The following is a 19,151-nucleotide window of genomic DNA, read 5'->3' on the forward strand; positions in this document are numbered from 1 at the left end:
CCTCAACTTTCGCCAATCCGTGGGCATCAGCTCGCGCACATCGATTCCGGAGTCAGCAGATCCCAGATCGCAAATATTGGGTATCAAATCTCAAATCTCACTCGAACGCCCCCACGTTCTTCTCCCTATCCACATTCCCTCCCCCTTTCCGTGCTCTTCCGTGTCCTTCCGTGGCCAGCATCCATCCTGAAACCTGCTACCTGAAACCTCCTATTGCAATAGTGCATAGAGCACCATGTTGATGCCGATCTTGGCGGCGTCTTCGGTGGAGTAACCAGGGCATTGGATCGAGTTTTGGCTTTCCAGGGCACAGCTCAGATCGTAAGGCGAGAACAACACGACGACCCGATCCTCCACCGTTGCCGCTTCGAGCACGGCGGTCGTCTGCCGCTTTTGCACGTTCAGCGCCCCGGACGTTCCGCGAACCGGGATCCGCAGCGTGACCGTCGAGAGATCGAAGCCGCCAAAACTCGAGGTCATCAGGGGATGATCGATCGGCAGGGGCTCGAGTTGGCTCTTCGGCAGCAGGCGGTCGATCTCCTCCCGCACCGAAGCGGTGAAGGCGTCGTCGCCGCAGATCGAATCGATCAACAAGGTGCCGCCGTTCTCGATGTAAGTTCGCAGCACCTCGACTTCCTGGTCGGTAAAGCGAAACCCACGGCGGCCGTGCACCCACAGAATCGGAAAGTTTTGTAGCGGTTCGGCAGCAATCGGCACTTGGGGAGCTTCGGTCGCGATCCGCACCGGCACGTCACGGCTCAGGTACCGCATCAAGTTCGGGACCGCTCGCTGCGCCTCTTCGCCGCCAGCGTCGAGCGCCAACTGCGGAATTGTGATCACGCCCCGGTCGCCGGGACGAATCTCCGAGTCTTCCGCCAGCACGCTCCGCATCTCGAGCTTCTCTTTCAGCTCCCGCCCGGTGGCATAGGCGATGATGTTTTGTCCCATTGCCACCGCCGCCTCGATCTGACGACCGATCGCGTCGGGATACTCGGTGCGGCCAGCCGGATCGCTGAGTTCCCAGCGGCAGGTCAACGCCTTGGGCAAATAGGCCACGCCGGTTCGGCAACAGGCTTGCACGCCGTACACCCAGAAGTCTTTGCCGAGCAGGGCCGGATCGACGCGGCGTTCGGCGAACCACAGCGGATGGGTCGGAGGCAAGCGTTCGAGCGGGCTGTCGAACAATTCCTCGCAGAGCGCACTGACCGAACGCTCGAACGGCGCGGGGTCTCCGCACCCGTCGCCCGCGGTCGCTTCGAACAGCAAAAAACCACCCGCGTCGACGTACCCCTTGAGCAGCTGTCGCTCGGCTGCGTCGAACGCCAGTGGCTGCTGGCCCGCGATCAGGATGACGGGCGTTTGCAGCAGATCGGCCACGCTGGCGCCTTCGAGCTGCACGGTCTGCCAAGTCAAGCTCCGACCCCAATCACGCTCGACGTGGCGGACCAACTGGCGGACCGCTTCGGGATGCTGCTGCCACTGGTTTCCCTCGCCGTACTGGAGTCGCCCAAGAACGACCTGCCGCTTGCCTTTGGAGAGGAACAGCAGGGCGAACGACGTCGTCACCGAGCGGTTCGCCTCGGCTGGGCCGACTCCCGCCCAAAAGCCCTGGAAATCGTCTTGGACCCCGAGCAAGTACTCCGCCCCTTCGCGATACCAGTCGTGGCCGCCGATCAACCGCCGACCGCTCATCCGCCCTACCCGCTCGAGGGCGTAGAGGTAGTAGAACAAGTTCGAGGCGAGCGACCGCGGGCCGGGATTCGAGCGAACCGTAAACCGCTCGCCGAGCCACTCGAGCGCCCGCTCGATATCCTCGTCGTCGGCTCCCTCGCCGCAGCACTCGATCGTGTCCCCGTCGATCCGCGCCCCACCACTCGACAGGCGACCGCGGCAGATGATCGTCGAAGCGATTCCCGCACAGGTCATGCTGCCGCTCGGCTGCGTGCCCATGCCCTCGCTGTAAGCCCATCCGCCGCTGCTCCGTTGTCGCTTGTCCCAGTAAGCCGCGGCTAACTCGAAGGCTTCACTCGAAACGGTCACGCCCCGTTCCTCCGCGGCAGCTAGTGCGAGAAGCGCGAATTGGGTGTTCGATGGGTCGCCTCCCAGCGGTTCGGCATTCGCTGGCGTCGCGTAGTAGCTCCAAGCTCCAAGGTGGGCACGCGGCGTATCCCCTTTGATCTGCTCGCGCTCGAGCCATCGCACGTTGCGGCGGATGCGGGGCAGATCCTCGGCCGCCCCGATCTCACAAAAAGCCATCGTCTGCAGCGATACCGAGTAGGTGCTCTGAGTCTCGATCGCTCGCAGGTACTGAGTCGCTTTGGTGATCGAAGGGTCGTCGACCGGAACCCCAGCGTTGACCAGCGCCAGCGTGCAGAGCGATGACAGGCCTCCCTCGTGCCGCGGGTATTCGTCCCAGCCTCCATTGGCAAGCTGGCGGTTCTGGAGGTACTGGATTCCGCGGCGAATCGACGTCTCGACTTCCGCCGCGGTGATTTGCGCATGGGCCGAGCCGGGAGCAAACAACGCCTCCAGCAGCGCTAGAGCGACCATCAACAGCGGCACCCCCAACCGCCGGGCTGAGAGCGGCAAGGCTTTGGATGCGGCGGAGTTCCGGACGACACCGCGGGTCGCTCGATCCCGGGATTTCATCGACGCTGTCCTTGATTGGCGACTGTTCAACTCCATTCTTACCTTCACCCTAGATTTTGCCACCGCCGTCCCAATTCATGATAGATCACGGCCACCCCGAGCGGCGACACGCCAACCGACGCTGCCCGAAAGCCGCATTCCCGCTAAGCTGACGGCTCGTAGTGTCTCCGGCTCTCTGCTTCCACCGGCTCCCGATCACCTCGGCTCCCGCTAGCGACCGATCCCTCCATGACCGCAAACCCTCCCAAATCCCGCAATCTCGGCGACGTCCTCCGCGAGTTTTCCCAGCATCAGCAAACCATGCGGGACGAATTGGGCAAGGTGATCGTCGGTCAATCGGAAGTCATCGAGCAGTTGCTTGCGGCGATCTTTACCCGCGGCCACTGCTTGCTCGAGGGAGTGCCGGGGTTGGCCAAGACGCTGATGGTCAGCACGTTGGCCCGGATCCTCGACGTCTCCTTCAAACGCATCCAGTTCACGCCCGACCTGATGCCGTCGGACATCACCGGGACTCAAGTCCTCGAGGAAGACGAGCAGGGACGGCGAAGTTTTCGCTTCGTCGAAGGCCCCATCTTTACCAACATCTTGCTGGCCGACGAGATCAACCGGACTCCGCCAAAAACGCAAGCCGCCCTGCTGCAGGCGATGCAGGAACGGCAAGTGACCAGCGGACGCGACACGCTCGATTTGCCCGAGCCGTTTTTCACCATCGCCACGCAAAACCCGATCGAGCAGGAGGGGACGTATCCGCTGCCCGAAGCCCAGCTCGACCGCTTCATGTTCAATATCAAAGTCGACTATCCCACCGCGGAAGAAGAGGAGCAGATCCTGACCTCGTCCAGCCGCGGGGAGACGGCGGAGCCCGAGAAAGTGCTCTCGGCTCGGGCCATTTTGAATATCCAAAAGCTCGTCCAGAGCGTCGCCGTCAGTCCCTTTGTGATCCGCTACGTCGCGCGGCTGGTCCGCTCAACGCGGCCCAAAGACGAAGCCGCTCCGGAATACGTCCGCGAGCTGATCGACTGGGGGGCGGGGCCGCGGGCAGGCCAGTTCTTGATCGCCGGTGGCAAAGCATTGGCGGCGATGGATGGACGTTTTAGCGTCGCGCCGGAAGACATTCGCCGGATCGCGATTCCCGTCCTCCGGCACCGCGTCGCCACGAACTTTCAAGCTCAGGCCGAAGGGCAGACCACCGACGACCTGATCGCCCGCCTGCTCAAGGACATCCCCGAACCGGAACCCGACAAGTTCACGAAGCCAGAGGCCCGGACCAAACCCGATCCACCACCGGTGCAGCGGTAGGGGGAGAGCGGGGTGGGCTTTTTTCCATCACCCGCCACGCGCTAGGCGTCCGGTTTTTTCAGCGTCTTTCGGGAACCGGGGATTGCTCGGATTATTCATCAGCCGCCGGGCGCTAGCCCCCGGTTCTCGAAAATGCCGTGAGAACCGGACGCTAGCGCGTAGCGGCTGATGGATGATCGAGGCTAACAACCCGCCTCAATCGAGACAGAGTCACACTACAAAAAAAGCCTGGGACTCGCGTCCCAGGCTTTGCGTTCTTGTCGCTTGCCGGCTTTCGCTTACTCGGCCGGTTGGACCTGGCCGACCGCCCGCTGCTGATTCGCTTCGATCGCCGCACCGATGGCTCGCAGGATGCCTTCGCCGATCGTCAGCTCGAACTTCGAACCGCGCTCGATCGATTCGGTGACAAAGCGGATATTGGCGGTTTCGCCGGCTCGGGCCACCTTGTCGATGATCGCCGCCAGCTGGTCATTCGGCTTGACCGCCTGAGCAAACTGCAGGATCGGCAGCAGGGAGACTTTGCCCTGGCTGAGCGGACGCTCGCCACCGGCATCGCTCGCCGCTTGGTCGATCAGGTTCCGCAGCATCGGCTCGGACTGCTGACCGAGAGCCAGATAAACCGCGTCCGGGGCGGTACCGATCGTCAGCCGCAGCGTTTCACCGAAGATCTGACGCGCTTCGGGTTTGTCTTCCGGCACCGCGGCATCGACGTAGTGCAACGTGACGTCTTTGTAGTTCCCGGCGTCGAAGGTGAACTTCGGAGCTTCCGGTTCATCCTGCACCTTGGCCGCCAAATCTTTCACCAGCTGGGCGACTTTGGCCCCGTCGGAGACGAAGAACCCGGCGACTGCGTTGAGCCGATCGTTTTCGAGCGTCAACAGTGCCCCGCCGTCGCTCTTGCCTTCACCGATCGTCTCGACGGCGATCTCGATCAACCGCTCGAAGAACGCTTCGAGCTCCTGCCGATCCGCCGCGCTGAGGTTCTCTTCATTCTCCAGCATCGCGCGGATCGAACCGGTCACCTGCTGCATCGACATCCGCGTCTGCTCGATCGCGTCACGGCCGATCGCACCCGCTCCGTGGAAATAGGCGGCCGCGTCGGGCTGGATGACCGAAGCGAACTTCGAGGGGATCGGCTGCTGAGCGGCATACATCCGGGCCAGCTTGGTTCCCGGAGCGGCCGTGGTCAGCAGCTCCAAGCGAAGCTGACGCTCCTGCGGCTCGATCGCGAAGCCGAGCTGCAGGATCTCGGTGTCGTTGATCACCATCTCGAGCTGCTCGAGCGACGACTCGCCCATCTGCCGGATCTGGTCCGCCTGCTCGGCAGGCTGCTGAGCGATCGCCTGATCGAAGCCCTGCCGCAGCTGGTCGAGGAACATCTGCCGCTGCTCGGGCGTGAACGCTTGGACGTTCACGCGGACCCCGATGTTGTAATCGTCGCCCATATCCTGCAGCCACGGCAGCGGATCGTTGGGCAGCCCCTGCAGCGCCTCGCGGGTCTGCGCCGCGTAGGCCCAATTCCCCTGCTGGCGGATGTAGAGGACGTTGGTCCCGGCGGCGATCGCCAGCGTCCCGTCATCGAACTCGTCGGCCGGTCCGAGCTGGGGCTCGAGCGTCTTGAGGAACTGCTTGACGTTCGACGTGGGGAGGAACAGCACCGCGGCCCGCTCGCCAAACGGCGCGGCCAGATAGAGACCGATCGGCCGGCTGCGGTCTAAACCGTTGGTGAAGTTGGCGGCCATCATCGCGAAGATGCCGCCGCCCTGCGCTTGGCCCACCGCTCCACTGACGTAGTTCACGTCCTGAATCATGCGATCGACACTGGCGATCGAGACCACCAGCACCGGCTCCCCGGCCGGCACCGCGGGGGCGGCCGGCGTCTCTTGGGCTCGGAGCTGCGCGGGCGCGACGGCGAGACACGCCACCGCGGCAACGAGCAGGCTTCGGATGCGGTTTCCCCAAGGCATCATTCTCAGTCCTTTCAAAGATGTTGGCAGATTCAAAACGGTGCAAATTCTTCACAGGTTGCAGGCAAACACCCGCCAGAAATGTCGGCCCTACAGGTAAGTCCTACCAGCTTTCGCAGCCCCCAGTTTCAGAGCCGAGGCAGTTTTTCCGCGGCCCCCCACGCATTTCCAGCGCGGCATCTCAGCGTGGCTTTCCAGCGTGGCGCGCCCGGCAGCTCAGTCTTGCAGGGTTTAAGCCCCCTGCGGGAACTAAGCCACTGCGCGAACTGAGTCACTGCGCGAACTGAGTCACTGCGGGAATCTAGGCAACGCGGGGCGGGCAGCAAAGTCCGGACATATCGCCCCTGCACAGCGTGAGCCAGTGGCTGCGTTTGGCTGCGACTTTTTTTGAGCGACGGCTCTGCAGCGACTTTCCGCAGGGCTTCGCCGCAAAGGTTTTAGCAGCGGCGAAGAAATCCGCCAGGCGGGGGAGGCAGAAGAGAAAGCCTCCCACAGAAGAAGCGCCTTTACCGCTCGCGATACGTGATCCGACCCTTGGTCAAATCGTACGGGGAGAGTTCCACGCGGACCTTGTCGCCCGGAACAATGCGAATGAAGTGCTTCCGCATCCGTCCTGCGACGTGCGCGAGTACTTCATTGCCCGTTTCCAATTGCACACGAAAGCGGGTATTGGCCAATGCCTGCGTCACCGTGCCTTCGATCTCGAAAGCATCTTCCTTCTTTCCCATAAACCTTTGCCGCGAAGAAACCAAACTTGGGGCACCGACCGGAGTCGACGCCGGGGATGAAACTAAATTATCGCAGCAGCTTTTATACCGCTTCCCCGGAGAACGTCCAGCAACGATTCCCCCCAAAGGACGAAATATCCTGCCGTCGCCTCTAGCCGACGCGTTGCAGGACGGTGGCGAGCGTCTTTTGCAGCGCGCCGCCGCTGGCCCGCAGCCCTTGCACTTCCTTCGGCCAGAGGTCGATTTCCAAGCGGTCGACCGCCCCTTGGCGGCCAACGACCGTGGGAACCGAGAGGGCGACGTCGCGGATCCCATAGCAGCCCGACTGGACGGTGCTGACCGGCAGCACGCTGCGGCGGTCCAGGGCGATCGCTTCCACCACGTCGCGGATGGCGATCCCCACGGCAAACCCGGCGCCCCCTTTCCGCTTGATGACCTCCGCACCGCTGCCTCGCGTGCGGGTGAACAACTCGCCAGCGAGCGAGGGATTCCAGCCCGGGAATTTGTCGAGCGGCAGCCCGCCAATCGTCGCACTGCTCCAGATCGGGACCATCGAATCGCCGTGCTCGCCGAGGATCAGTGCCCGCGTCTGCGTCGGCGGCGCCTGCATCCGCTCGGCGATCAGACTGCAGAAGCGGATCGTATCGAGCTGGGTGCCGAGCCCCAGCACCTGCTCGCTGGGCAACCCCAGCCGATCGGCGGCCACGTAAGTCAGGATGTCGACCGGGTTCGAGACGACCAGCACGATCGCGTCGCGGCGGAGCCCGCCCCGCTGGACATCGTTGAGGATCGAGACGAACAGGTCGGTGTTGCGGTTGATCAAATCGAGCCGCGACTCGTCCGGCTTGCGACGCAGTCCGGCCGTGATGCAGACGATGTCGGAGCTGGCGATGTGCTCGTAGCCCCCGCCCACGATCCGCTGATCGGCGACGCTCGGTCCGCCGTGCTGGAGGTCCAGCGCCTGACCGACCGCCAGCTCCTGGTTCACGTCGAGCAGCGCAATCTCGCTGAAGATCCCGCCGCACTGCAGCGCGTACGCGGCGCAGGAGCCAACCAGGCCGCCGCCGCCAATGATGGAAATTTTCATGTCTGCCTACCTCGATGTTCGGTTCACGGTGATGGGTGGGATCCGCTGGAAAGAGCGGCTCAGGAAACGCCCAGCTGACGCATCACTTCGCCGGTGATCAGCTTGACCAACTGCTCCTCGTCGATCTGGCCATCGCCCGCCGCAGCCGCGTTGCCTGCCGGTTGGTTGCCTGCCGGCTGGTTGCCTGCCGGCTGGCTTCCCGCCGGCTGGTTTCCTGCCGGCTGGCTTCCCGCCGCGGGACTCCCGCCGCTGCTTGCAGGCCGCGGGAACGCCCGCCGCTGGACTCCCGAGGCCTGCCACGAATCGCGGAAGATATCGTTCGCGCAGACGTCGCAGTTCTTGTACTCGTCGGTGTTCCGCGGATCGGCGAAACCCCATTTGTCCTTCAGCTCCAGCAGCTCCCGCGTCTTCCCCTCGTCCAGATACTGAACGTGCCCCAGCTGCCGAGCGAGCATCAGCATTCGGCAGTAGGAGTCGAGGATCTCGGTCCACCAGTAGGCCCGCTCGACGTTCTCGCCGTAGCTGACCGTGCCGTGGTTCGCCAAGATGATCACGTTGGATTTGTCGACGAAGGGAATGATCGTGTCGGCAAAGGCTTGGCCGCCGGGCGTTTCGTACTTGGTGATCGGCACGTCGCCGAGGAACACTTCGACCTCCGGCAAAACGCACTGCGGGATCGCTTCGCGGGCGATGGCAAAGGCAGTCGCGTGCGGCGGGTGGCAGTGGACGACGCTGCGGATGTCGGGCCGCTGGCGATAGATCTCCAGGTGCAGCAGCGCCTCGCTCGACCGCTTCTTGCGTCCCGAGATCTGCTTGCCGGTCATGTCGACCAACGCGATGTCGTCGGGTTTGAGAAAACCCTTGCAGTGCATCGTCGGCGTGCAGAGGACCTCGTTCTCGCCCACCCGCACCGTGATGTTGCCATCGTTGGCGGCGGCGAATTGGCGATCGTAGATGCGACGTCCAATGTCGCAAATGTCTTGCTTGATTTTATGGATGTTCTGCATGGCTTCGGATGTCAATCGAATCGAGGATAGCCGCCGTGTTGGCGTCGATAGGTTTGATTTCGGGATAGAAAGGTTGAGCCGACTCGGGGCCTTCAGCCAAGGCGACGCGGTCGCCGACGCCCGAGCCGAGCAGATCGCAGGCGATCACCGTCTCCCCGCCATAGACCGCTTCGTCGCGACCGCTCAAGTCGGCCAAGATCTCGACCGCGCGGAGCGGAATGCCCTGCATCGAGGGATGGGCGCGGGAGAGCGTCACCGTGCCGATGACTTTGGCAATCTTCATCGCGGTCGCCTCCTCTCGGCAGCCGATGCCGCGTCAGTTATTGATGCCCCCTCAGCCTTTGTTGTCTGGGCGAGCCGCACGCATTCGGCGGCCACCGCCACGCGGCCGCTGAACGACAGCCGCTCGGCGTCGAGCACCCAGATCCGCGGCACAAACGCCGCGGCGATCCGTCCCACGTCCGCGATTCCCGTGACCGCGGCCGAGGGGATCGAAAGCTGGCGGGCAAAATGGTCGACCTGGAGCGCCGGCAAGTCGCTGATCACGACCCCAATTCCCGGCGGTACCTCGGCGGCAGAGCGCGGCAGCGAAGCGACGCTGGCGACCGAGAGTCCGCGACTGGCCAGCTGCCGGACGTAAGCCGCGGTCCGCTCGGCGTGATTGGCATCGGCGATCCAGCAGAGAGTGGTCGTCGCCGCGGCCCCCGCGCTCACAGATTGATACTGCAGCGGCTGCGATGCCGCGGATTGCGAGCACACTGCCGCGCCGCGGACGACTTCGATTCCCCGGTGGCGGAGCTGATCGGCGGCTGCGGGAGTCACCACCGCGCGGGGTGCGAGCTCGAGTCGCTTGACTTCCTCGCCGAGCCCCTCCAACGTCCGCAGCGAAATCACCGACTCGGCCATCCGCGCAGCCGCCGAGCTGTCCGACGGGCGATCGGCTGGCGGGTGACTGGCGATGTGGCTGGCGATGTGGCTGGCGGAGTGGTTGGGACCGAGTTGCTCGCGGAGCGCTTCGCGAACCAGGCGACCGATCGCCGCTTCGAGTTCCGCCCCGGCGAGGCTGGACTGGGGGCGCATGGCGGGAATGGCTTGGCCGGTGGGAGTGGGGGTCATCGGTCGATCACCCCCACGGTGCTCCAGCGGACCGGGGTGCGGCGGTCGCCGACGAGGCTGCGGGTATGCTCGCTGTCGCTGGTCAGGATCACCGAATCGCCCGGAGAAGCTCCAAAGTGGTCGATCACGATCAACGGCTCGCCGTCGCTCTGGCGGTCGACGCCGATCGGCTGCACAACCAACAGCCGCTGGCCGACCAAGCTGGGATGCTTGACGGTGGCGCGCGTCGTTCCGAGGACCAAAGCCGGTTGCATGAAGCGAGTGCAAAAAGAGGAAGCCGGGAAGAATCCGTACTCAGTACTCAATACTCAGTACTCAGTACTCCGCCGTGCCGCCGACGACGTTCAGGTCATCAATCATGCTGCAGCGGCGTTCGCGGGTGAACGTGGCCGGGCTGGTGACGCCCTCGCCAGTCGGGCCGGCGATCGAGAACGAGATGTAGCCTTCGCCGCCGAGTCCGAGCGAAGCCATGCAGGGACCGTTCTTGACGAACAACGTCGTATCGAGCGTGCGGGCCATCTTGGTCATGTTGCGGACGTCGCGAGAGTGAATGATCGCGGTGTGCCGGAACCCATGTTCGTACTTCTGCGCCAGCTCGATCGCGTGATCGACGCAGCGGGCGCGGACGAAGGGAAGGAACGGCATCATTTGCTCGACCGAAACAAAGGGGTGATCCTCCGGGGTTTCCCCAAAGATCAACTCCACTCGCCGGTCGACCTTCACGCCCGCCGCTTCGGCCAGCTTCCAAGCGTCCTGGCCGATGTAGTCCTTATTCGCGGCGTCGTGCTTATCGTCGCCGACCTGGATGATCGCTTTAGACGTCAAGGCAGCGATCTGCGAGGCGGAGAGCCGCACCGCTCCGGCCCGCTCCATCGCCTCCATCATCGCATCGAAGACGCTGTCGACGACAAAGACTTCTTTCTCGGAGATACACAGCAGATTGTTGTCATAGGCAGCCCCGCGAATGATCGAGCGAGCCGCGCGATCGAGGTCGGCCGTTTCGTCGACCACGACCGGCGGATTGCCCGGTCCGGCGACGATCGCGCGCTTGCCGCTGAGCAGCGCCGCACGGGCCACCGCGGGTCCTCCGGTGACGCAGATCAGCGCCACGTCGCGGTGATGGAAAATCGTGTCGGCCGAATCGAGCGTCGGCTCGCTGACGACACAGATCAGGTTGTCGAGCCCCAGCTCGCGATCGATCGCCTGGTTGAAGCGGCGGACTCCTTCGGCGGCGACTTTCTTGCCGGAGGGGTGCGGGTTGACGACGACCGTGTTGCCGCCCGCGATCATGTTGATCGCGTTGCCGGTAATCGTCGGCAAGCTGTGGGTCACCGGCGTGATCGCGCCGATCACGCCGAACGGAGCCCGCTCGACGATCGCCAACCCATGGTCACCGCTGAACGCTTGGGTCTCGAGGAACTCGACGCCGGGAGTCATCTCGCCGAGCGCTTTGAGCTTTTCGATCTTGTGCTCGGGACGGCCGACCCCCGTCTCCTGCATCTCCATCAGCCCCAATTCTTCGCACTGGTCGATCGAGATCCGGCGGATGATATCGATCACCCGGCGACGATCTTCTTTGCTTCGCTCGCGAAGCTCTTCGAACGCTTGCCGAGCCGCCGCGATCGCCTCTTCGGCATCGGTGAAGACCCCGTGGCGACCATGAAACGATTTTTTGCCATTCCGTCCGCCGTGGCTGCCGGTGGTATGGCTGCCAGCCGCTTTGTGACCGGGAACCGTCGCTTGCGGGCGATGCATGGCGGCCGAGGTGCCGTGGACCGGCGGCGGGTTGCCGACCTGAGCAAGGACTTCGGCAATGACATTGCGGATTAGGTTTTCGTCGTATTGCATGAGACGGTTCGTCAATCTTGGCGGCTGTAAACTTTTTGGCGGTCGATCGAAACGGTATCGACGATCCCGATGATCATGGCGTCGATCGGCAGATCCTTGGTCTCGGGAGTCAGCCGGGCGCTGCTCCCCTGGACGACCAGAACCATGTCGTCGATCCCCGCGCCGAGCGTGTCGACGGTGACAAAAGTGCGTCCGGTGGTGACTAACTGGTCCCGGTTCGCGGCGTCCAAGCGATAGGGCTCGACGATCAGCAGCTTATGGCCGGTCATCGTGCCGACCTTCTGCGTGCTGACGACCGATCCGGTGACACGTGCGACGAACATGGGGGAGGGGGTGCTAGGAGGTGCGGGCGAACAGGAGGTGCGGGCGAACAAAATGCGTTTCAGGAACCGAGCAGCTCCACGCACTGCCGGGCGACAATCAATTCTTCGTTGGTCGGCAGCGTCCAGATCTGCGTCCGGCTCCCCTCGGCATGCAGGGCCGCTTCGCCGGAAGCCGAACCGTTTTTGGTCCCGTCGAGCACGATCCCCAGCTCCTCGAGGTCGCGGCAAACGCTCGCTCGAATCGACCGTCCGTTCTCCCCGATGCCGCCGGTGAACACGAGCGCGTCGCAACCGCCGAGAGCCACCAAGTAGCCGCCGATGTAGCGGCGGACTTCGGCGACGTAGGTGTCGAGCGCGAGTTGGCACTGCGAGTCCCCATCGGCGGCCCGGCTTTCGATGTCGCGGATATCGCCGCTGTAACCGCTCAGCCCGAGCAGCCCGCCTTCGGTGGCCAGCTTGCCGAGCACTTCCTCGAGCGACAGCCCGGTGTGGGCGAGGATCGAGGGGAGGGCAAACGGATCGAAGTCGCCGACACGGTTGTTCTGCGGAAGACCCGTCTGGGGGCTCATCCCGAGCGAGGTCCCCAGGCTTCGCCCGTCGCGGATCCCGCACACGCTGCTGCTCCCGCCGAGGTGGCAGGAGATGATCCGGCGAGCCCCGCTGCCCAGCAGTTCGCCGCAGCGAGTGGCGATATAGCGGTGGCTGGCCCCATGGAATCCCCACTTGCGGATGCTCAGTGCGTCCGCCCACTCCCGCGGAATCGCGTACTGCCGCATCGCTTCGGGAGCCGTCCGGTGAAAGTCCGTTTCGAAGGCGGCGACGAGCGGAATGTCCTGGACCTGAGCGGCCAAGGTCCGCATCGCAGCCACATAGGCCGGGTTGTGCGCCGGAGCGACCGTGTTCATCTCTTCCATCGCCGCGAGCAACTCGGCGTCGACGCGAAAGACTCCCGATTTGCGTCCCCCGTGGACCGCCTTGAAGCCGATCGCCGAGACTTCCGCCGGCGAGGCCAAGCAGCCATGCTCCGGATCGGTCAGCTGCTCGAGACAGACTCGCACCGCCACTCCGTGATCGGGCACCTGCCGCGTCCGATCCTCCCGCCACGAGCCGATCTCCGCGACCGAGCGACTCTCGGCGGCACCGATCCGTTCGATGCCTCCACGAGCAAGCGTCCGCTCGTCGGACATGTCCAACAACCGGTACTTGAAACTGGTCGATCCCAGATTGGCGACGAGAATCCGCATTGCTTAGCCAGCCGTGGTTGAGCGAAAGAGGGGGAGCGGAAAGGGGCGTGCGGGGAACGCTCGCTTTGTCCTAGGCGAGCAGCGAATCGCGGAGGCCTTCCGCCGGGCGGGGCAGCACGTGGCTGCTGACCAGCTCGCCGACCTGAGCGGCCGTCGCGGCGCCGGCTTCGACCGCCGCTCGCACGCTGCCGACGTCGCCGCTGACGACCGTCGTCACCAGCCCGCCGCCGATGTCGATGCGTTTGACGATCTCGACGTTGGCCGCCTTGGCCATCGCGTCGGTGGCTTCGATCAGAGCGAGCAAGCCCTTGGTTTCAATCAGACCGATTGCTTGGTTCATCGTGTGACTCGTGCTATGCAGTGAGAGAGGTTTTGAATTGGGAGCGGGCGAGAGATCCGCCGCCGCCGGTGGTGCGGCCGCTTGGAGTGCCGCGGCTTGCTTGGCCGCGAATTTTTTCTCCGCCGATTTCTTCGCCATCGGGATGCCGTGAGCGCAAAAGGAAGGAGGGGTGATCCGCCGCGAGCGGTCTAGCCCTTGCTGGCGACGTTCAAGACTTTGCCGAGGTCGGCGTGCGGGCGGGGGATGACCTGCACGCTGACGACTTCGCCGATCCGGCCGGCAGCCGCCGCCCCGGCATCGGTGGCCGCTTTGACCGCCGCGACATCGCCGGCGACAAAAATGCTCACCAAGCCGTTGCCGACTTTGTCCCAGCCGAGGTACTGGACGTTGGCGGCTTTCATCATCGCGTCGGCCGCTTCGACCAAGGCGACGAAGCCGCGGGTTTCGATCATTCCAAGTGCGTCATTCATGGGTAGCTTTTACCGGGTTGGGTGGAAAACAGAACGAGGGAGGAATCAATGCTTGCAGCGACAATCCGACCGCTGCGGCTCGAGCTCGATCGCCGTGGCCGCGTCGAGATTGCAGGCGTTGCCTTCGTCGGTATCGATGTGAACCTCGAGCTTCGCCGCGTCGTCAGCCCGCACGAGCACGTCTTCGAACACGAGCGAGCAGCCGGGGCTGGTGACCTTCAACCGCATCAGGTCGCCGTTCTCGACGCCATAGTACTTGCAGTCGCGGTGGTTGATATGCACGTGCCGGGCAGCCCGAATCACCCCTTGCTGCAACTGCACCGTGCCGGCTGGACCGACCAGCACGCAGCCCGGCGTGCCGGCGATGTCGCCGCTGTGCCGGACCGGGGCGTCGATCCCCAAGGAGATCGAATCGGTCAGCGCCAGTTCGACTTGGCTGTGCGAACGGGTCGGTCCGAGGACGCGGACGCTCGGCAACATCCGCCGCCGCGGACCGACGACCATCACGGTCTGGGCCGCGGCAAAAAATCCGTCCTGGTAGAGCGGCTTTTCGGGAGTCAGCGTCGCCCCAGGGCCGAACAGGATCTCGACGTGCTCGTCGGTCAAGTGGCAGTGGCGAGCCGAAATGCTGACCACCAGATTCGGTTTGTCCGCAGCCTCCGCCCGCGGCGATTGCCGCGAGGCAGCGGCCGAGTGGCCTCCGGCTGCGGCCGAATGAACGGCGTGGCCGCCGACGGCGAGCCGCCGGACCGCGTCGCGGACCAGCGCCTCGATCTGTGCGGGCTCGATCTGTGCGGGCTCGATCTGTGCGGGCTCGGAAGGGGCGGGGGAGGCTGGATGAGCCATGGAATTCGCTGCAGCTCTCAAGAGTCGGAAGCGGGTAATTCGGCGATGATTAATTCGACCCCAGCGTCGCGGAGCCGCCGCTGCCACGCGCTGTCGAGGGCCTCGTCGGTGACGACCGTCTGGGCTTCGCCGAGGCTGCACAAACGCGACAAACTGGCGTGCCCAAATTTGCTGCTGTCGGCGACGATCATCACCTCGCTCGAGGCGCGGATCATCGCCTGCTCGGTCTCGACCAGCAGCAGGTTGCTGTTGTAGTAGCCTTGGCTGTCCGCCCCGGCGATCGATAAAGCCGCGCGGCGGACGTGGATCTGCTCGAGCAACTGATTCGTAAACGGCCCCAGCGAAACCCCGGTGCGCACGTGGATGTAGCCGCCGAGCATGATCAGGTCGACCGAGTCGCAGGCGGCGAACAGATTCGCCACCGGCAGACTGTTGGTCACCACCTGCAGCGGCCGGCCCAACAAATTTCGCGCTAGTTCATAAGTCGTGCTGCCCCCGTCGAGCAGAATCGTTTCGTTGTCGGCGATCCGCTCGGCCGCGCGGCGGGCGATCGCCAACTTCCGCCCCCAAAGCGAATCCTGACGGCCGGCAAAGATCCGCATGCTCGTCGCCGAGCCGGTCCAGACCACTCCGCCATGCGTCCGCTTCGCCTCGCCTTGCTCCTCGAGGTAGTCCAGGTCGCGGCGGACCGTCGAGTCGCTGACCCCCAGCCGAGCTGCCAGATCGCTGAGCGAGGCGAAGCTCTGCGACTGAATCAACAGCCGCAGTTCCTGCCGCCGCTGCTCGCTGGAAGTGCCACTTGCCACTAAACACGCTCGGATTGACCAATATCTTTCACACTTTGACAGATTATGGACAATCGTCGTCGGATTTCAATCACTCACTCCAGGGTTTCACCCTAAATTCCACCTAGAGCGCCCATTCTACTTGGCGGCCCGGGGACATGCCCCCAGTCACCCTGACCGGCAAAGTTTACCCCAAAGATTGGGGCGCCGAGGGGGCAAAGCCGAGGGTGCAGGGAGCTCCACCGGCGAACCCGCGCCAAAAAAAGCGATCGTGCCGATTCTCAGCCGCGCCGATTCTCAGCCGCGCCGATTCTCAGCCGTGCGAGTCGGGTTCCGTCGCCGTTTCCCGCCTCCGCTCGGCCCGGCGGGCGATCGCATAGGTCCGGGCGGCCCGATAGCGGATCACGAATTCGCGGGTGACGACGTAGCCGACCGCGGCGATCGGGGAGGCGACCATCACGCTCCCGACCATCAACGGCGTGAAAATCTCCATCACCTTCCCCCAGTAGAATTCGGTCACCTCCCAGCCTTCGCCCGGAGGAACCGCCAATTCGCTCCACCACTGCCGCCCAACGCTCGGCCAACCGAGCATCCAGCGGCCGACGCAGTAGCAGGGATAGAAGATGGGGACGAAGGTCGCAGGATTGCTGATCCAGACCAGCGGCAAGCCGACGACTTTGTTCGCGCGAAACAACCAGGCGCAGGCGACGACCAGCAGCATCTGGGCGCCGAGGAAGGGCGTGAAGGTCCAGAATAGCCCAATCGCCACGCCCATCGCCAACCGGTGCGGGGGATCGTCCGCGTGGAGCAGATGGCGGACGACGAATCGGCGGACCTTGCGATAGCGGCGCCGAAAACCGCGGCGGATAAACTTCATCTTGTGTTCGATTCAGCCAAAGGATCAGCGAGCTCGAGCGGTCCCAGCCCCGCCGCGGCCCGCATCATGTTCGGATCTGGCGCGGGCTTCATCCAGTCCAAAATATCGCTCCCCGCGGTGGACCTCGAGCGGGCCGACTCTACCGATTATTTCGGGTTTGCCTGAGAAAATCGAGGAACTCGCCGCCGCACGGGCAAAAAGGTTCGCGGGGGAGCGGCCACAGCGACCGATGACCAACGCCAAGGGCCCGCGGTCAACCCAGCGGACTCGGTGTTGCTCCACGTCGTTGCAAGGATCGCCTCCCATGGCATGGAAACGTCTCGCCTGCGCCGGTTTGTTGGCCGCCGCTTCGGTCTCGCCAGCCGCGGCTGACTGGGATTCCTTTTGGCACGGAGTCCACGTCGGCTACCACCGCAATAACGCCTGGCCGCATCCGTTCAGCGAGATGGCGGCGGCCCAGACGCGAGCCCCCTTCGACGTGCAGAAGATGAACGGCTGGCGGCTGCACAACACGATCAGCCACGAGCTGTTTCGCGGTGGCGACGGCGTGCTGACGGTCGCTGGCCAGCAGCATTTGGCGAACATCGTGCACCGCGTCCCGCCGGAATTCCGCGAAGTGATCGTGGTCTGCGGAGCGACGCCGACGGAGACCGAAGCGCGCGTGGCCTCGGTGCGGGCGGCGATGGCCCGCATGCACTTCGAGGGAGCCGCCCCGGAGATCTACGTCACCCACCGCGCCCCGGCGACCGGCTCGGGAGAACTGGCCACGGCCGTCAATCGAGCTTGGTTGCAATCGTTGCCCGCCCCGCGGCTGCCCGACGAGACCGCCGGCTCCGGCGGAACCCCCTGACGCCCCGGCCGAACCAAAAATCAGCCGCCACGCGCTAGCGTCCGGTTGTCACGGCGTTCTTCAGAAACCGGGGGCTAGCGCCCGGCGGCTGATGAATAATCCGGGCTAGTGCCCGGCGGCTGATTTATCCGCGAAAGGCGACTATCGGAAGGCGACTTTTTTTCCGGGAACAACTGGAGCGCTCGCGGCGGAACGACCGATTCGACCCCTACCACCGGAACCGCGCAGGCCAAGCGTGCGCCGTTCTCGTTCAACAGTGGCGGCCGCCTGCGGTCGCTGCGTTTAACTGCAAGTTTGGGGGGTTCGTCCGTGTCCAAAGCTCGTCCGCCGCACTCATCGCGTCACGTTCGCCGCCTCGCACTGGCGGGGCTTCTGATCTCCGCGACCGGCTGCGCCTCTGGCTCAACCTCGCTCGGGTCGCTGAATCCCTTTGCGACTGCGGGCGAATCGCAGCCGACGGCACCGGCCGCCGGGGGGCTCAGTTCAGCCGGAGGCATGACCTCCAGTGCGTCGGGGCTCGTGCAAGGCACGCAGGGCCAAGCCAGCTCGATGGGCATGGCGATCAAGAGCGCCTACGACAAGAGCCGCCAGTCGCTTGCCGAGCTGTTTGGCGGAACCCCCACGAGCGAGACGGACGAAGGCCAGAAGATCGCCGCCAACGATCCGCTGCTCCTGCAAAACCGCCCCACCTCGGTCGGCCCCGAGGTGTTCATCGCCAACGGCCAGCTGTGGGAGACGACCGGCAACTTTGAACGGGCGATGGAGAACTACGCCAAAGCTCTGGAAAAACACCCCGAGAATGCAGCCGCCCTGGCCAGCATCGCGCGGCTGAACGCCCGCCAGAATCGCTTCGACCAGGCGATCGAGTATTTTGAGCGAGCGATCCAAGCGGCTCCCTCCGAAGCCTCGCTGTACCACGACATGGGCTTGGCGCTGTCCAAACAAGGCCGGCACGAGGAGGCCCTCGCGGCGGTCGGCAAGGCGCTGGCGATCGCCCCAAGCACTTCCCGTTACTCCAACAGCCACGCCGCGATCCTGTTCACCGCCGGGCGCGAGGAGGAAGCGCGGACCGAGCTGATGAAGAGCAACAAGCCGGCGGTCGCCCACTACAACATGGCCTACCTCTACTACAGCAACCAAAAGACCAGCCAGGCCCTCCAGGAACTCGGCAAAGTCCTCGCCATGGGACCGCAGGCCGACGGCGGCGACCCCGCCTCGCAGCAGGCGTTCGAGCGATCGAAGGAACTGTTCGACAAGCTCGGGGGTCCGGCGACTCAGATCGCCCAGTCCTTGCCACAGCTCTACGGCGCTGCCCGCGAATCGGCAACCGCGGTCGCTCAGCTCGGCGCCGATGCCGGGGCAATCGCCACGGAAGTCCGCGATACCGCTTCCGGCGTGACCGCCAAGCTGAGCAGCAACACTCCGCCGGCAACGGCGACAGCGCCAGCAACGTCTTCAGCGGCGCCGATCACCGCCAATCCCCTGGCTGCTGCCAAAGCCGCCCCAGCACCGGCGGCCGCCAAGCCCGCAGCGAGCGACGCCGAGGTCCAGCCCGCCAGCGGCTCGCTGTTTCAGCTTCCGCCCGGGCTCGCCACCCCGGCGGCGAACCAGCCCGCTTCCCACACCACCGACGCGAAGTAGCAAGGCCACACGTACTCAGCGAAGCGGTACTCGATCCGATTGCGGGTTCAGTGTGTCGTTCCGTGACTTCGAGT

The 19,151-nt window shown here is 64.6% G+C and carries 19 protein-coding genes; 3 read left to right on the plus strand and 16 right to left on the minus strand.

Going from position 1 to position 19,151, the window contains the following annotated elements; all coding sequences use genetic code 11:
• Positions 1–210: 210 nt before the first annotated feature.
• Entirely contained in the window at positions 211–2,649 is a 2,439-nt protein-coding gene (locus GNK13_RS13920) for a DUF4159 domain-containing protein (RefSeq protein WP_164103160.1), read from the minus strand.
• Between the two features lie 228 nt (positions 2,650–2,877).
• Between GNK13_RS13920 and GNK13_RS13925 the strand changes: the two genes are divergently transcribed.
• Positions 2,878–3,948 (plus strand): AAA family ATPase, encoded by a 1,071-nt coding sequence (locus GNK13_RS13925; protein WP_164103161.1) that lies wholly within the window; start codon positions 2,878–2,880, stop codon positions 3,946–3,948.
• A gap of 278 nt (positions 3,949–4,226) precedes the next feature.
• On the opposite strand, the gene GNK13_RS13930 is transcribed toward GNK13_RS13925, so the two are convergent.
• The 15 genes from GNK13_RS13930 to GNK13_RS14000 form a co-directional block, all read right to left on the minus strand.
• Complete coding sequence (locus GNK13_RS13930) at positions 4,227–5,918, minus strand: hypothetical protein (RefSeq protein ID WP_203545366.1); 1,692 nt, start codon at positions 5,916–5,918, stop codon at positions 4,227–4,229.
• Positions 5,919–6,421: 503 nt separating this feature from the next.
• The gene (gene infA / locus GNK13_RS13935) at positions 6,422–6,643 is read right to left on the minus strand and encodes a translation initiation factor IF-1 (RefSeq protein WP_164103163.1); all 222 of its coding nucleotides are present in this window, start codon (positions 6,641–6,643) and stop codon (positions 6,422–6,424) included.
• Between the two features lie 151 nt (positions 6,644–6,794).
• Positions 6,795–7,730, minus strand: a complete 936-nt coding sequence (locus GNK13_RS13940) for a lactate/malate dehydrogenase family protein (protein WP_164103164.1) — start codon at positions 7,728–7,730, stop codon at positions 6,795–6,797.
• A 59-nt stretch (positions 7,731–7,789) separates the two neighbouring features.
• Positions 7,790–8,737: a class II aldolase/adducin family protein gene (locus GNK13_RS13945; protein ID WP_164103165.1), complete on the minus strand. Its 948-nt coding sequence runs from the start codon at positions 8,735–8,737 to the stop codon at positions 7,790–7,792.
• A complete protein-coding gene (locus GNK13_RS13950; protein ID WP_164103166.1) occupies positions 8,721–9,020 on the minus strand; it encodes a EutN/CcmL family microcompartment protein in 300 nt (99 codons plus the stop codon). The genes GNK13_RS13945 and GNK13_RS13950 overlap by 17 nt, the downstream gene beginning before the upstream one ends.
• A complete protein-coding gene (locus tag GNK13_RS13955) occupies positions 9,017–9,853 on the minus strand; it encodes a hypothetical protein (RefSeq protein ID WP_164103167.1) in 837 nt (278 codons plus the stop codon). The genes GNK13_RS13950 and GNK13_RS13955 overlap by 4 nt, the downstream gene beginning before the upstream one ends.
• Positions 9,850–10,107: a EutN/CcmL family microcompartment protein gene (locus GNK13_RS13960; RefSeq protein ID WP_164103168.1), complete on the minus strand. Its 258-nt coding sequence runs from the start codon at positions 10,105–10,107 to the stop codon at positions 9,850–9,852. The genes GNK13_RS13955 and GNK13_RS13960 overlap by 4 nt, the downstream gene beginning before the upstream one ends.
• 61 nt (positions 10,108–10,168) lie before the next feature.
• On the minus strand, positions 10,169–11,701 hold the full coding sequence (locus tag GNK13_RS13965; RefSeq protein ID WP_164103169.1) for an aldehyde dehydrogenase family protein: 1,533 nt from the start codon (positions 11,699–11,701) through the stop codon (positions 10,169–10,171).
• A gap of 11 nt (positions 11,702–11,712) precedes the next feature.
• Positions 11,713–12,024 carry a EutN/CcmL family microcompartment protein gene (locus GNK13_RS13970; RefSeq protein ID WP_164103170.1) on the minus strand — a complete coding sequence of 104 codons (312 nt, stop codon included), beginning with the start codon at positions 12,022–12,024 and terminating at the stop codon, positions 11,713–11,715.
• A gap of 59 nt (positions 12,025–12,083) precedes the next feature.
• Positions 12,084–13,268 (minus strand): acetate/propionate family kinase, encoded by a 1,185-nt coding sequence (locus tag GNK13_RS13975; protein WP_164103171.1) that lies wholly within the window; start codon positions 13,266–13,268, stop codon positions 12,084–12,086.
• Positions 13,269–13,338: 70 nt separating this feature from the next.
• Complete coding sequence (locus GNK13_RS13980) at positions 13,339–13,608, minus strand: BMC domain-containing protein (protein WP_164103192.1); 270 nt, start codon at positions 13,606–13,608, stop codon at positions 13,339–13,341.
• Positions 13,609–13,796: 188 nt separating this feature from the next.
• A complete protein-coding gene (locus tag GNK13_RS13985) occupies positions 13,797–14,078 on the minus strand; it encodes a BMC domain-containing protein (RefSeq protein WP_164103172.1) in 282 nt (93 codons plus the stop codon).
• Positions 14,079–14,123: 45 nt separating this feature from the next.
• On the minus strand, positions 14,124–14,924 hold the full coding sequence (gene pduL / locus GNK13_RS13990) for a phosphate propanoyltransferase (protein ID WP_164103173.1): 801 nt from the start codon (positions 14,922–14,924) through the stop codon (positions 14,124–14,126).
• 17 nt (positions 14,925–14,941) lie between these two features.
• On the minus strand, positions 14,942–15,730 hold the full coding sequence (locus tag GNK13_RS13995) for a DeoR/GlpR family DNA-binding transcription regulator (RefSeq protein WP_164103174.1): 789 nt from the start codon (positions 15,728–15,730) through the stop codon (positions 14,942–14,944).
• 292 nt (positions 15,731–16,022) lie between these two features.
• The gene (locus GNK13_RS14000) at positions 16,023–16,586 is read right to left on the minus strand and encodes a DUF2062 domain-containing protein (protein ID WP_164103175.1); all 564 of its coding nucleotides are present in this window, start codon (positions 16,584–16,586) and stop codon (positions 16,023–16,025) included.
• Positions 16,587–16,890: 304 nt separating this feature from the next.
• Between GNK13_RS14000 and GNK13_RS14005 the strand changes: the two genes are divergently transcribed.
• Both GNK13_RS14005 and GNK13_RS14010 read left to right on the plus strand, forming a co-directional pair.
• On the plus strand, positions 16,891–17,436 hold the full coding sequence (locus tag GNK13_RS14005; RefSeq protein WP_164103176.1) for a hypothetical protein: 546 nt from the start codon (positions 16,891–16,893) through the stop codon (positions 17,434–17,436).
• Between the two features lie 495 nt (positions 17,437–17,931).
• Positions 17,932–19,077 carry a tetratricopeptide repeat protein gene (locus GNK13_RS14010; RefSeq protein ID WP_203329064.1) on the plus strand — a complete coding sequence of 382 codons (1,146 nt, stop codon included), beginning with the start codon at positions 17,932–17,934 and terminating at the stop codon, positions 19,075–19,077.
• Positions 19,078–19,151: the final 74 nt, after the last annotated feature.

The sequence above is a fragment of the Candidatus Laterigemmans baculatus genome (assembly GCF_010367455.1).
Taxonomy (GTDB): Bacteria; Planctomycetota; Planctomycetia; order Pirellulales; family Pirellulaceae; genus Laterigemmans; species Laterigemmans baculatus.

What these genes read in the sequence shown, in the direction of transcription:
- GNK13_RS13955 (WP_164103167.1), bottom strand. Translation starts at nt 9,853, where the DNA reads ATGACCCCCACTCCCACCGGCCAAGCCATTCCCGCCATGCGCCCCCAG.
- GNK13_RS13975 (WP_164103171.1), bottom strand. Translation starts at nt 13,268, where the DNA reads ATGCGGATTCTCGTCGCCAATCTGGGATCGACCAGTTTCAAGTACCGG.
- GNK13_RS13980 (WP_164103192.1), bottom strand. Translation starts at nt 13,608, where the DNA reads ATGAACCAAGCAATCGGTCTGATTGAAACCAAGGGCTTGCTCGCTCTG.
- GNK13_RS13920 (WP_164103160.1), bottom strand. Translation starts at nt 2,649, where the DNA reads ATGAAATCCCGGGATCGAGCGACCCGCGGTGTCGTCCGGAACTCCGCC.
- pduL (WP_164103173.1), bottom strand. Translation starts at nt 14,924, where the DNA reads ATGGCTCATCCAGCCTCCCCCGCCCCTTCCGAGCCCGCACAGATCGAG.
- infA (WP_164103163.1), bottom strand. Translation starts at nt 6,643, where the DNA reads ATGGGAAAGAAGGAAGATGCTTTCGAGATCGAAGGCACGGTGACGCAG.
- GNK13_RS13940 (WP_164103164.1), bottom strand. Translation starts at nt 7,730, where the DNA reads ATGAAAATTTCCATCATTGGCGGCGGCGGCCTGGTTGGCTCCTGCGCC.
- GNK13_RS13970 (WP_164103170.1), bottom strand. Translation starts at nt 12,024, where the DNA reads ATGTTCGTCGCACGTGTCACCGGATCGGTCGTCAGCACGCAGAAGGTC.
- GNK13_RS13985 (WP_164103172.1), bottom strand. Translation starts at nt 14,078, where the DNA reads ATGAATGACGCACTTGGAATGATCGAAACCCGCGGCTTCGTCGCCTTG.
- GNK13_RS13925 (WP_164103161.1), top strand. Translation starts at nt 2,878, where the DNA reads ATGACCGCAAACCCTCCCAAATCCCGCAATCTCGGCGACGTCCTCCGC.
- GNK13_RS14010 (WP_203329064.1), top strand. Translation starts at nt 17,932, where the DNA reads ATGACCTCCAGTGCGTCGGGGCTCGTGCAAGGCACGCAGGGCCAAGCC.
- GNK13_RS13965 (WP_164103169.1), bottom strand. Translation starts at nt 11,701, where the DNA reads ATGCAATACGACGAAAACCTAATCCGCAATGTCATTGCCGAAGTCCTT.
- GNK13_RS13945 (WP_164103165.1), bottom strand. Translation starts at nt 8,737, where the DNA reads ATGCAGAACATCCATAAAATCAAGCAAGACATTTGCGACATTGGACGT.
- GNK13_RS14005 (WP_164103176.1), top strand. Translation starts at nt 16,891, where the DNA reads ATGGCATGGAAACGTCTCGCCTGCGCCGGTTTGTTGGCCGCCGCTTCG.
- GNK13_RS13960 (WP_164103168.1), bottom strand. Translation starts at nt 10,107, where the DNA reads ATGCAACCGGCTTTGGTCCTCGGAACGACGCGCGCCACCGTCAAGCAT.
- GNK13_RS13930 (WP_203545366.1), bottom strand. Translation starts at nt 5,918, where the DNA reads ATGATGCCTTGGGGAAACCGCATCCGAAGCCTGCTCGTTGCCGCGGTG.
- GNK13_RS14000 (WP_164103175.1), bottom strand. Translation starts at nt 16,586, where the DNA reads ATGAAGTTTATCCGCCGCGGTTTTCGGCGCCGCTATCGCAAGGTCCGC.
- GNK13_RS13950 (WP_164103166.1), bottom strand. Translation starts at nt 9,020, where the DNA reads ATGAAGATTGCCAAAGTCATCGGCACGGTGACGCTCTCCCGCGCCCAT.